Genomic DNA, 12,477 nt, shown 5'->3' with positions numbered 1-12,477 from the left:
CGCCGAGGACGACCTCGACAGTGGCCGCTGGGAGTGGGACACCGCCACCGGGCACTGGGTCCGGGTCTCCGACTCATGAACTGGGCCTGGGAGAACCGCAGCTACCTAGGAGACCTGCTCGGAGACCACGCGGTGCTGGCCTTCATCCCGCTCGCCATCGGCGTGCTGCTCGCGCTGCCGCTCGGAGTCCTGGTGGCTCGCTCACCGGGGTCCCGGTTCACCGTTCTCGGCCTGTGTGCGTTCCTGCAGGCGATCCCGGCGCTCACGTTCTTCGTCGTCTTCCCGGCGTTGCTCGACACCAAGCTCGACGACCGGATCAATGTGGTCGTCGGGCTGACCCTGCTCGTGCTGGCGCTGATGACGCGGACCATCGGTGAGGCCGTGATGGCGGTGCCCGGCCCGGTCCGGCTGTCCGCGGACTCGATGGGCATGACCGGATTCGCACGCACGACGCGGGTGGACCTGCCGGTCGCGCTGCCGGCCATCATCGGCGGCCTGCGCACCGCGGCAGTCACCTGCATCACGCTCGCGACCGCCTCCGCCGTGGTCGGCGTCCGGGGCCTGGGCACGCTCTTCACCGAGGGCTACGAGACCGGCTTCGAGACCGAGGTCCTGGTCGGCGTCGCCCTGGTCGGGTTGGTCGCCCTCGGCGCCGACGTACTGCTGGTCCGCGGCGCGAAGCTGTTCGCCCCGTGGTCGAGGCTGGTGCCGATCCGATGAACCTGATGTGGGACTACCTCACCAACGGCGACAACTGGAGCGGCGATGGCGGGATCGCCGACCGGGCCGCCGAACATGTCGCGCTCTGCCTCGGTGCGCTGCTCATCGCGGGGCTGATCGCGCTGCCCGTCGGCACCATGGTCGGCCACGGCCGGCGCGGTGACGACCTACCGATCGCGCTCGGCACCCTCGGCCGCCTGATGGCACCGCTCGGGGTTTTCTGCTACTTCGCGCTGAAGATCGACGCCGGCAGCGACGCCGTCCTGTTCGCACTCGTGCTGCTCGCGATCCCGCCGATGATGACCGCTGCCTACACCGGGGTACGCCTGGTCGACGTCGCCGCGGTCGACTCCGCGAGGGCGGCCGGGATGTTGCCCAGTCAGATCCTGCGTGGGGTCGAAATTCCGATAGCGCTGCCCGACCTGGTGGGCGGGATCCGCAAGGCCTCCCGGCAGGTGGTCGCGATGGCCGCGGTCGGCGCCTTCGTCGGCGCCGGCGGGCTGGGCCGGCTGATCATCGACGGGCAGTCGGACGAGTTCCGCGACTACGGGATGGTGGCCACCGGCGGCGTGCTGATCGCGCTGCTCGCGGTGATCCTGGACGGGCTGATCGTGATGGTCGGGCACCGTTTCACCTCGCCCGGTCTGGCCCGCCGCCCGGTGTCCCGGCCGGCGCGTCCCGAGCCGGCGCCGGCCGCCACCTACCCGACCATGCCGGGTCCGCCGCCCCCGCCGCTGAACAACTGACCCAGCGGATCGTCGCGTGGAGCCAAGCTTCGACGGGATGTGGGCCGAGCTCGCGGGCGTCGGCCGGGACGCCGGCACCGGCGGTTACCGCCGGTTCGCCTGGTCCACCGCGGAACTGACCTGCCGGGAATGGTTCGCCGGGCAGGCCGCAGCGCGGGGGATGGGTCTCGAGCGCGACCGCAACGGCAATCTGTGGGCCTGGCTCGGCGACGGCCTGCCGGGGACCGCGGTCGTCACCGGGTCGCACCTGGACTCCGTGCCCGACGGTGGCGCCTTCGAAGGCCCGCTCGGAATCGTGTCCGGCTTCGCCGCCCTCGACCTGATGCTCGCGCGCGGCTGGGAACCGCGCCGGCCTTTCGCCATCGCCGCCTTCAGCGAAGAGGAGGGGGCCCGCTTCGGGGTCCCGTGCGCGGGGTCGCGACTGGCGACGGGCGAGCTCGATCCCGACCGCGCCCGCGGGCTGCGCGATCAGGACGGCATGACGCTCGCCGAGGCGATGCGCGCCCAAGGCGCCGATCCCGACACGCTCGGATCGGACCCGGAGCGGCTGGGCCGGATCAGCGCCTACGTCGAACTGCACGTCGAGCAGGGCCGGCACCTGGGCGGGACGCCGTTCGCGGTCGCGGTCGGCGACCGGATCTGGCCGCACGGCCGGTGGCGGCTGACCTTCGACGGCGCCGCCGACCATGCCGGAACCACTGGTCTGACGGAGCGTAAGGATCCGATGCTCGCGTTCGCCTCCACGGTGCTGCACGTGCGCCAGGCCGCGGCTGCGCTGGGCGCTCGCGCCACGGTGGGCAAGGTGGTGGTCGCGCCGAACGGAACCAACGCGATCCCGTCCCGGGTCAGCGCCTGGCTCGATGCCCGGGCCGCCGACGAGGCCGCGGTGCGCGCGCTCGTCGCCGACGTCCTCGATCATGCGCGGAACCGCGCCGTCCAGGACGGCGTCGAGGTGGCCTTCGCGGAGGAGTCCTTCTCGCCCGACGTCGTCTTCGCCCCCGGCCTGGCGATCCGGCTGGCCGGTCTGCTCGGCGGTGTCCCGGTGTTGCCCACCGGCGCCGGCCACGACGCCGGCATCTTCGCGGCCGCCGGCGTCCCGAGCGCGATGCTCTTCGTCCGCAACCCGACCGGGGTCTCGCACTCCCCGGCTGAGCACGCGGAGACGGCCGACTGCCACGCCGGGGTCGAGGCCCTGGCCGCGGTTCTCACCAACCTCGACCGTTCGCCGTGACGTACTGGTGCGAGCACGCGGTGCTGCCCGGCGGTGTGGTGGCCGGGGTGCTGGTGGAGGTCGACGGCGAGCGCTTCGGTTCCGTGACCGCAGCGGCCCCGCCGCCGGACGCGACGGTGTTGCGTGGGCTTACTGTGCCCGGCCTGGCCAACGCCCACTCGCACGCCTTCCACCGCGCGCTGCGCGGACGCACCCACGAGGGCGGCGGGGACTTCTGGTCCTGGCGGGAGGCGATGTACGCCGTCGCCGAAGCGCTGGACCCGGACACCTACCTCGCGCTGGCCCGGGCGACCTTCGCCGAGATGGCGTTGGCCGGCATCACCTGCGTGGGGGAGTTCCACTACCTGCACCACGGCCGTGGCGGCACGCCCTACGCCGACCCGAACGCGATGGGCCACGCGGTCGCGCAGGCCGCGCGCGAGGCCGGGATCCGGATCACCGTGCTCGACACCTGCTACCTGGCCGGCGGCTTCGGCCCCTCCGGAGGGCAGTGTGATCTGACGCAGCCCCAGCTGCGGTTCTCCGACGGCGATGTCGGCGGCTGGCTGGGCCGGGTCTCCCGCTTCGATCCGGGCGCGGGGGCGAAGCTCGGCGCCGCGGTGCACTCGGTGCGGGCCGTCCCGGCCCGGGACATCGAGATGGTCGCGGAGTGGGCCGCCCGCGGTGCGGTGCTGCACGCGCACGTCTCCGAGCAGGCGGCGGAGAATGCGGCCTGCCTGGCCGCGCACGGGCGCACCCCGACGGCGTTGCTCTATCAGTCCGGCGCTTTGGCCAGCAACTTCACCGCGGTGCACGGCACCCACCTGACGGCCGCCGACATCGACCTGTACGGGCTGAATCGCGCGACAGTCTGCTTCTGCCCCACCACCGAACGGGACCTCGCCGACGGCATCGGCCCGGCCTCGGCGCTGCGGGCGGCCGGGGCGTCGCTCTCGCTCGGCAGCGACAGCCATGCAGTGATCGACCTGTTCGAGGAGGCCCGCGGGGTCGAACTCGACGAGCGCCTGATCACCGGCCGCCGCGGTGGGCACTCCGCCGCCGATCTGCTCGCCGCCGCCACCGAGGCCGGCCACGCCTGCCTCGGTTGGCGCGGCGTCGGGCGCATCGAAGCCGGCGCGTACGCCGACCTGGTCACGATCTCCCTCGACACCCCCCGCACCGCCGGTTGCCCGCCGACGGCCGCCACCGCAGTGTTCGCCGCGACCGCCGCCGACGTGCGGCACGTCGTCGCGTCCGGGCGGGTCGTCGTCGCCGACGGGGTGCACCAGCTCGTCCCCGACGTCCCCGCCGCGCTCAGCGCAGCCATCGGAGCGGTGATCCACCAGTGACCCCCGAAAGCGCAGTACAAGACGTCACCCGCACCCCCGAGAGTGCAGAACAGCACCTGAGTCGCGCGACGTTGCGTGCCGTACTGCACTTTCGGGGGCGGGGGGTCCGGCGATGACGTCGCTGTTGGTGGCGGACATCGCGGTGCTCGTCACCAACGACCCGGCGGCCGGGCCGGGGCTGCTCGGGGAGATCCGTGGCGCGGCGCTGGTGGTGGAGCACGGCAGGGTCGCGTGGGCCGGGCCCGCGATCGCGGCGCCGGCGTGCGATGTCCGGGTCAGCGCCAGCGGCGGCGCGGTGCTGCCCGGCTTCGTCGACTCGCACACCCACCTGGTGTTCGCCGGTGACCGGCTCGCCGACTTCACCGGGCGGATGTCCGGCCGGCCGTACTCCCCGGACGGGATCTCCTCCACCGTCGCCGCCACCCGCGCCGCTCCCGACGAGGTGCTCACCGCCAACGTCGCCCGGCTGCTGGGGGAGCTGCGCGCCGGCGGGGCCACCACGGTGGAGGTGAAGTCCGGCTACGGGCTCACCGTCGCCGACGAGGCCCGGGCGTTGGCGATCGCCCGTCAGTTCACCGACGAGACCACCTTCCTCGGCGCGCACGTGGTGCCGGCCGAGTACGCCGCCGACCGCGGCGCCTACGTCGACCTGGTCACCGGCCCGATGCTCGCGGCGGCGGCGCCACACGCGAAGTGGATCGACGTGTTCTGTGACCGCGGCGCCTTCGACGAGAGCGAGGCCCGCGCGGTCTGCCGCGCCGGCATGGCCGCCGGTCTGGGGCCACGTCTGCACGGCAACCAACTCGGGCCCGGCCCCGGAGTGCGGCTCGCCGTCGAACTGGGTGCCGCGTCGGTGGACCACTGCACCCACCTCGCCGACGCCGACATCGAAGCCCTGGCCGGGTCGGCCACCGTGGCCACGCTGCTGCCCGGGGCGGAGTTCAGTACGCGCTCGCCGTACCCCGACGCGCGCCGGTTGCTCGACGCCGGCGTCGCTGTCGCGCTGGCCACCGACTGCAACCCGGGCACCTCGTACACAACCTCGATTCCGCTGTGCATCGCGCTCGCCGTGCGGGAGATGGGGATGAGCCCGGCCGAGGCGGTGCACGCCGCCACCGCCGGTGGGGCGCGGGCGTTGCGCCGTGACGACATCGGGGTGCTGCGCCCAGGTTCGCGCGCGGACTTCGTGGTGCTGGCGGCCCCGGATCCGGGTTACCTGGCCTACCGGCCGGGGGTGCCGCTGGTCGCGGGCGTGTGGAAAGACGGTCGCCCCATCTGAGGCAGCGTCATGGCGAAGCGCGTCAGACGCGCGCCGGCGCCCGGCGCGGGGCGACGTTGCCGACGGCCCAGCGCGTGAGCGGGATCAGCAGCGGGGCCGCGCCGACCAGCATGCCCAGCGCGAGCAGCAACGCGACCACCCGGGTCCGGAATGCGGGGCGGCCGTTGGAGGCGCGCAGCGTGCGCAACATGACCGCAGGGTACCTGCCGTGGCGGCGTTGCCAAGGGCGTTCGTTCGCGGAGCCAGGGCAGTTCACCGGGGTTCGTCATGGGTATTCACGGACGGGGCAATGCCCCTGGATATCCAAGTTGCGTGTGGAAGGATCCCCAAGTTCGGGGGAATTCTGCACTCTGTCCCGGGGAGAGGCATGCGCGCTGGTCCGGTGATGGCCCTCGCGGCCGTTGTCGCCGCCGCGGGCATCGGCGTGCACGCCGCCCAGGCCGACCCCGCCGTCCCGACCCCGGCCACCGCGAGCCCGTCCGCCGCTTCGTGGGCGACTCAGGCGCTCCTGCAGGACCTCACCGACGCGCCGCTGCGCATCACCCGGGACGCCTATGGCCTGGCCCACCTGCTGGGCACTTCTACCGGCCACCCGTTGCCGCTGCCGGCCGGCGTCTCCCCGCTCACCGACGTCGAGACCCAGGCTCGCGCGCACCTGAGCCGCGCCGCTGCACTGTTCGGCCTGTCCGACCCGGCCCGCGAGCTGCGACTGGAGGCCGAGCCCGTCGGGTTGGGCAATTCCCTCGCCACCGACAAGCTGGCCCGCTTTCAGCAACTGCGTGACGGCGTGCCGGTGCTCGGCGGCGAACTCGTCGTCGTCCTCGACGCCCTGGGCGCGCTGAAGTCGGTCACCGGGGAGCTGTCCCCGGCCGGGACCTACCCGCGGCCGAGCGTCAGTGCCGAGCAGGCCCGCGCCACCGCGCTGGCGGCCGTCATCCGCGACCACCCGGACGCGCACGCCCCGGCGATCCGGGCCGCGCAGCCCGAGCTGTGGCACCTCGACCCCGCTCTGATCGGCGTCCCGGCGACCCGGCACATGGCGACCGGCCCGGTCTGGCGAACCGAGGTCAGCAACGCGGGCGAGGTCCGCGACATGGTGCTGGTCGACGCCCGCACCGGCGCCATCCCGCTCAAGTTGAACCTGATCGCCCATGCCGACCGGGTGGTCTGTGACCGCAAGAACCAGGCGGACAAGACCGACCTCGGGCAGGACTGCAAGCCGGCCTACGCCCGCGCCGAGGGCCAGGGTCCCGCGGGCTCACCGGCCGACGTCGACCAGGCCTTCGACTTCGCCGGCGAGACCCTGAACTTCTACGCCTCGACCGTCGGGGTCGACCTGACCCAACTGCTCGGCGTCGACACCGGAAGCGGCGACGGCAAGCGGCTGCGCTCGACGGTGCGCTTCTGCCCCGGCAACACGCTGTGCTCCGCCGCGCAGGGCAACCTGTTCGACAACGCGTTCTGGAACGGCCGCGGCATGTACTACGGCCAGGGCTGGACGCAGGCCAACGACATCGTCGCCCACGAGATCACCCACGGCGTCACCGAGAAGACCGCGCGGCTGCTGTACCTCTACCAGTCCGGCGCGATCAACGAGTCGATCTCGGACGTGTTCGGTGAGCTGGTGGACCTGGCCAACGGCAGCGAGGACGCCTCGAACCCGTGGGTGATCGGCGAGGACGCCCCGCTGGACCAGGTGCCGGTGCGCAACATGGCGAACCCGCAGAACACCCTGCTCCCTCCGCTGGGCCAGCCGGACCGGATGACCGCGCCGAACTACGACGCCGACCTGTTTTTCGCCGACAACGGCGGCGTGCACAACAACAGCGGCGTCAACAACAAGGCCGCCTACCTGATCGCCACCGGCGGTGACTTCAACGGCCAGAGCATCAGCGGCATCGGCACCACGGCGACCGCGGTCCTGTACTACCGGGTGCTGCGGATGCTCAGTTCCGGCGCGGACTACGCCGACCTCGGCGACGTCCTGCGTCAGGGCTGCGCGAACCTGGTCGGGCAGTCCGGCTTCACCGCCGACACCTGCGCCCAGGTCGACAAGGCCGTCGCCGCGACCCAGATGAACGCCCAGCCACCCGGCAAGGCGGGCGCTCCGGAGGCTTCGGTCTGCCCGTCCGGAACCACCAGGGTCAATCTGCTGACCGACGGCTTCGAGAAGTTCAACAAGAAGACCTGGGGCCTCGGCGACCAGTGGACCGTCATCGGCGACTACGCCAAGACCGGGACCTACAGCATCTACGGGGTCGAGCCGGACCGAGCCCTCTCCAGCCCGGCGACCCTGAAAAGCAAGATCACCGTCCCGCGTGGGGTGGGCACCTTCCTGCGCTTCGCCCACCAGTACCGCCTCGACCACGGTCTGCTGGAGACCGGCGTGGTCGACCGGTACTACGACGGCGCGGTGCTGGAGTACCGGATCGGCACCGGCCCGTGGACGAACGCCTCGGACAAGAAATGGGAGAACGGCCCCAGCCGCAACATCCAGCCCGACCCCGGTGGCAAGTACAAGGCGTTCGGCGGGGACAGCAAGGGCTACGGGTCCAGCAAGCTCGACTTGGGCTTCCTGGCCGGCAAGAAGGCGGAGTTCCGCTGGCGGATCGTCGGTGACCGGGCGGTGGCCTTCGACGGCTGGACCGTCGACGACGTCGCCTTCTACGCCTGCGGCAGGGGCAAGCCCAGTGACGCGCGCGGGGTGAAGGTCAGCGGCAAGGGCTCCTCGGCCACCGTCAAGTGGTCCCGGCCGGTGTACATCCCGGCCGGCGGCCTGACCGGCTACTCCGTCACCGCCAAGGGCGCCGGCGGCAAGGTGACCAAGAAGGTCAGCGCCAAGGGCAAGTCGGTGAAGTTCACCGGGCTCAAGTCCGGCGCCTACACCTTCACCGTCACCCCGAAGGCCAAGGGCGGCAACGGCCCGGGTGCTTCCGTGAAGCGGAAGTGACGCCCCCGACCGCGGAATAGCCAGGTCAGTCGCAAGGTTGAGCGGAACAGACTCAAGTAATTTGACGGTGGAACCACCACCTCCCTAACCTTGAGTCCCATCAGCTCAATGTCTTGTGGAGGAATCACCATGGCTCGTGCGGTCGGCATCGACCTCGGTACGACGAACTCGGTCGTCGCGGTTCTGGAGGGTGGGGAGCCCACCGTCATCGCCAACGCGGAAGGCGCGCGCACGACCCCGTCGGTCGTCGCGTTCGCGCGCAACGGCGAGGTGCTCGTCGGTGAAGTCGCCAAGCGCCAGGCCGTCACCAACATCGACCGGACCATCCGCTCCGTGAAGCGCGAGATGGGTACCGACTGGAAGCAGGAGATCGACGGCAAGGACTTCACGCCGCAGCAGATCTCCGCCTTCGTCCTGCAGAAGCTCAAGCGCGACGCCGAGGCCTACCTCGGTGAGAAGGTCACCGACGCCGTCATCACCGTGCCGGCCTACTTCTCCGACGCCGAGCGGCAGGCCACCAAGGAGGCGGGCGAGATCGCCGGCCTCACCGTCCTGCGGATCATCAACGAGCCGACCTCGGCCGCGCTGGCCTACCGGCTCGACAAGGACGAGTCCGAGCACATGATCCTGGTGTTCGACCTCGGCGGCGGCACCTTCGACGTCTCGCTCCTGGAGATCGACGAGGGCCTGGTCGAGGTCAAGGCCACCAGTGGTGACAACCGCCTCGGCGGCGACGACTGGGACCAGCGGATCATCGACCACCTGGTGCAGAAGTTCCGCGCCGCGAACGGCCTCGACCTGACCAAGGACAAGATGGCGATGCAGCGCGTCCGCGAGGCCGCGGAGAAGGCGAAGATCGAGCTCTCCTCGACGCAGCAGACCTCGATCAACCTGCCGTACATCACCCAGGACGCGGAGAAGAACGCGCTCTTCCTGGACGAGACCCTCACCCGCGCCGAGTTCCAGAAGCTCACCACGGACCTGCTCGACCGCTGCCGCAACCCGTTCAAGAAGGTCATCGCCGACGCCGGCATCAAGGTCGCCGACATCGACCACGTCGTGCTCGTCGGTGGCTCGACCCGGATGCCTGCGGTCACCGAGCTGGTCAAGGAGCTCACCGGCGGCAAGGACCCGCACAAGGGCGTCAACCCGGACGAGGTCGTCGCGATCGGTGCGGCCCTGCAGGCCGGCGTCCTCAAGGGCGAGGTCAAGGACGTCCTGCTGCTCGACGTCACACCGCTCGGCCTCGGCATCGAAACCAAGGGCGGGATCCTGGACAAGCTCATCGAGCGCAACACCACGATCCCGACCAAGCGGTCGCGGACCTACACCACGGCCGAGGACAACCAGCCCTCCGTGCTCATCCAGGTCTACCAGGGCGAGCGCGAGATGGCCCGGGACAACAAGAGCCTCGGCAACTTCGAGCTCACCGGGCTGCCGCCGGCGCCGCGCAACGTGCCGCAGATCGAGGTCACCTTCGACATCGACGCCAACGGCATCGTTCACGTGGCCGCCAAGGACCTCGGTACCGGCAAGGAGCAGTCGATGACCGTCACCGGTGGGTCCGCCCTGCCGCGCGAGGACATCGACAAGATGGTCCGCGACGCCGAGCAGTACGCCGACGACGACCGCAAGCGCCGCGAGGCGGTGGAGAACCGCAACCAGGCCGAGGCGCTGGTCTACCAGACCGAGAAGTTCCTCGCCGACAACGCGGACAAGTTCGCCGAGGGCGACGGGGCGGCCAACAAGGCCGCTGTCGAGTCCGCCATCGAGGAACTGAAGAAGGCGCTGGAGGGCAACGACGACGAGGCGGTCAAGGCCGCCACGAAGAAGGTCGCCGACGCCAGTCAGCAGCTCGGTGCCGCGATGTACGCGGGTGCGCAGCCGACCGCCGAGGGCGGCGCCGCGGGCCCGGGCGACAGTGCGGGCGATGACGACGACGTCGTCGAGGCCGAGATCGTCGACGAGGACCCGAAGTCGTGACCTCGGATCAGCCGCAGGAGAACGAGCCTCCGGTGGTCCGGGACAAGCGGCGCATCGACCCCGACACCGGCGCCGTGCGCCCTGACGTCCGCTCAGGGATCACGGACGCCGTGCCGGGGGCGGCCGGTCCGACGATGACGCCGCCCATGTCGGTGCCGAGTTCGGTCGGCGGCCCCAACGACGGGGCCGCCGAGGCCGAGCTCGCCGAGCGCACCGCGGACCTGCAGCGGTTGCAGGCGGAGTACGCCAACTACCGCAAGCGGGTCGAGCGGGACCGCGACGCGGTCCGGGAGCTTGCCGTGATCGGCGCGCTCTCCGGCCTGCTGCCGGTGCTCGACGACATCGGCCGCGCGCGCGATCACGGCGAACTGGTCGGCGGGTTCAAGGTCGTCGCTGAGTCGTTGGAGGCCACGCTGAACAAGCTCGGCCTGCAGACCTACGGCGTCGATGGGGACCTGTTCGACCCGAACGTCCACGAGGCCCTGATGCACGAGTTCTCGGCCGAGGTCACGGAGCCGACCTGCGTCGCCGTGCTGCAGCCCGGATACCGGGTGGGAGAGCGCGTGGTGCGCCCGGCCCGGGTGAAGGTGGCCGAGCCGGAGCCGGGCGGCCCCCTCGGTGGGGCCACGACGCAGGAGAACTGACGAACACTCAGAAGAGCGCGAAGGGAGGGCGGCGTAGTGACTCGTGAGTATCTCGACAAGGACCTCTACGCCGTCCTCGGTCTGACCAAGGGCGCGGCCCAGGGCGACGTCAAGAAGGCCTACCGCAAGCTCGCCAAGGAACTTCACCCCGACCAGAACAAGAACAACCCCGAGGCCGAGGCGAAGTTCAAGGAGGTCTCTGAGGCCTACTCGGTCCTTGGCGACGAGGCGCGGCGCAAGGAGTACGACGAGGGCCGCGAACTGTTCGGCAACGGCGGTTTCCGCAACGCCGGCGGCCAGCGCGGTGGCGGTCCGGGCTTCGAGTTCAACTTCGGTGGTGCCGGCGGCGACGGCGGTCTCGGCGACATCCTCGGGGGGATCTTCAACCGCCGCGGCCAGCCCCAGGCCCGTCGTGGTGCCGATGTCGAGACCTCGGTCACCGTCGACTTCGTCCAGGCCGTCGAGGGCGTCACCGTCCCGCTGCGGCTGACCAGCGAGCGGCCCTGTCCGGCCTGCAGCGGCACCGGCGCCAAGGCCGGCACGACCCCGCGGGTCTGCCCGGCCTGCGAGGGCGTCGGGCACACCAGTCGCAACCTCGGCGGGTTCGCCATGTCCGAGCCGTGCCAGGGCTGTCGGGGTCGTGGTCTCGTGGTCGATGACCCGTGTCCGACCTGCCACGGCAGCGGGCGCGGGCAGAGTTCGAAGACGGTGAACACCCGCATCCCGGCCGGCGTCAACGACGGGGCGCGGATCAAGCTCAAGGCCAAGGGCGCGCCCGGCGAGCGCGGCGGACCGGCCGGTGACCTGTTCATCACCGTGCACGTGCGCCCGCACCCGGTGTTCGGGCGCAAGGGTGACAACCTCACGCTCACCCTGCCGGTGGCGTTCCCGGAAGCCGTGCTCGGCGCCGAGGTGAAGGTGCCGACCCTGACCGGGGCGCCGGTCACCCTGCGGCTCGGCCCCGGCACCGCGAACGGGCGGACCATGCGGGTCCGTGGTCGTGGTGTCCCGCGCAAGGACGGCACCCGCGGCGACCTGCTCGTCACCGTCTCGGTGGCGGTGCCGGCCAACCTGAACTCCGACGCGCGCAAGGCGTTGGAGGCCTACGCCAAGGCGACCGCCGGCGACGATCCCCGCGCCGGCCTGATGACCCCGGATCGCATCCCGGAGGAGGAGTCGTGACCAGCCCGCGCGACGATCACTTTGAGATCGGCGTCTACGTCATCTCCGTGGCCGCAGAGCTGTCCGGCCTGCACCCGCAGACCCTGCGTCAGTACGACCGACTCGGCCTGGTTTCGCCGGGCCGCAGCTCCGGGCGCGGTCGGCGCTACTCCGCCCGCGACATCGCCCGGCTGCGCGAGGTGGCCCGCCTCTCCCAGGAGGAAGGCGTCAACCTCGCGGGCATCAAGCGCATTCTCGACCTGGAGAACAACAACGACGCGCTGCGTGAGCGGATTGCCGACCTGGAGGCCGAACTCGGCTACGTGGTCGCCGCCCTGCGCGAGAAGAACTCCGAGCCGACCTCGCCGATGTACCGCCGCCTGAACCTGCCGGCGGTCTACGAGCCGCCGCCCACCAACGCGGTCGTGGTCTGGC

The 12,477-nt window shown here is 71.5% G+C and carries 11 protein-coding genes; 10 read left to right on the top strand and 1 reads right to left on the bottom strand.

The window, feature by feature from the left end:
• The 5 genes from H0X00_RS03965 to hutI all read left to right on the top strand — a co-directional run.
• The coding region (locus H0X00_RS03965) for an ABC transporter permease (RefSeq protein WP_293767447.1) at positions 1 to 720 on the top strand (720 nt) is incomplete at its 5' end.
• On the top strand, positions 693 to 1,466 hold the full coding sequence (locus tag H0X00_RS03960) for an ABC transporter permease (protein WP_293767446.1): 774 nt from the start codon (positions 693 to 695) through the stop codon (positions 1,464 to 1,466). The genes H0X00_RS03965 and H0X00_RS03960, both read left to right, overlap by 28 nt.
• Before the next feature lie 37 nt (positions 1,467 to 1,503).
• Positions 1,504 to 2,697, top strand: coding sequence for an allantoate amidohydrolase (locus H0X00_RS03955; RefSeq protein ID WP_367186419.1), 1,194 nt, complete (start codon positions 1,504 to 1,506; stop codon positions 2,695 to 2,697).
• Positions 2,694 to 4,025, top strand: a complete 1,332-nt coding sequence (locus H0X00_RS03950; RefSeq protein ID WP_293767444.1) for a formimidoylglutamate deiminase — start codon at positions 2,694 to 2,696, stop codon at positions 4,023 to 4,025. Before H0X00_RS03955 ends, H0X00_RS03950 begins: the two co-directional genes overlap by 4 nt.
• Positions 4,026 to 4,137: 112 nt before the next feature.
• Positions 4,138 to 5,304, top strand: coding sequence for an imidazolonepropionase (gene hutI / locus H0X00_RS03945; RefSeq protein WP_293767443.1), 1,167 nt, complete (start codon positions 4,138 to 4,140; stop codon positions 5,302 to 5,304).
• 22 nt (positions 5,305 to 5,326) lie between these two features.
• On the opposite strand, the gene H0X00_RS03940 is transcribed toward hutI, so the two are convergent.
• Positions 5,327 to 5,494, bottom strand: coding sequence for a hypothetical protein (locus tag H0X00_RS03940; protein ID WP_293767441.1), 168 nt, complete (start codon positions 5,492 to 5,494; stop codon positions 5,327 to 5,329).
• A 177-nt stretch (positions 5,495 to 5,671) separates the two neighbouring features.
• On the opposite strand from H0X00_RS03940, the gene H0X00_RS03935 reads away from it, so the two are divergent.
• The 5 genes from H0X00_RS03935 to H0X00_RS03915 all read left to right on the top strand — a co-directional run.
• Positions 5,672 to 8,254 carry a M4 family metallopeptidase gene (locus H0X00_RS03935; protein WP_293767440.1) on the top strand — a complete coding sequence of 861 codons (2,583 nt, stop codon included), beginning with the start codon at positions 5,672 to 5,674 and terminating at the stop codon, positions 8,252 to 8,254.
• Between the two features lie 129 nt (positions 8,255 to 8,383).
• Complete coding sequence (dnaK, locus tag H0X00_RS03930; protein WP_293767439.1) at positions 8,384 to 10,237, top strand: molecular chaperone DnaK; 1,854 nt, start codon at positions 8,384 to 8,386, stop codon at positions 10,235 to 10,237.
• Between the two features lie 134 nt (positions 10,238 to 10,371).
• A complete protein-coding gene (gene grpE, locus H0X00_RS03925) occupies positions 10,372 to 10,881 on the top strand; it encodes a nucleotide exchange factor GrpE (RefSeq protein ID WP_367186418.1) in 510 nt (169 codons plus the stop codon).
• A gap of 36 nt (positions 10,882 to 10,917) precedes the next feature.
• Positions 10,918 to 12,063: a molecular chaperone DnaJ gene (gene dnaJ, locus H0X00_RS03920; protein WP_293767437.1), complete on the top strand. Its 1,146-nt coding sequence runs from the start codon at positions 10,918 to 10,920 to the stop codon at positions 12,061 to 12,063.
• Positions 12,060 to 12,477, top strand: a 418-nt coding sequence (locus tag H0X00_RS03915) for a helix-turn-helix transcriptional regulator (RefSeq protein ID WP_293767436.1), incomplete at its 3' end; no start/stop codon positions are given. The genes dnaJ and H0X00_RS03915, both read left to right, overlap by 4 nt.

Origin of the sequence: Sporichthya sp., from assembly GCF_013815995.1 — a bacterium.
Classification (GTDB): domain Bacteria; phylum Actinomycetota; class Actinomycetes; order Sporichthyales; family Sporichthyaceae; genus Sporichthya.
This window is presented reverse-complemented; position numbering and strand designations above follow the sequence as displayed.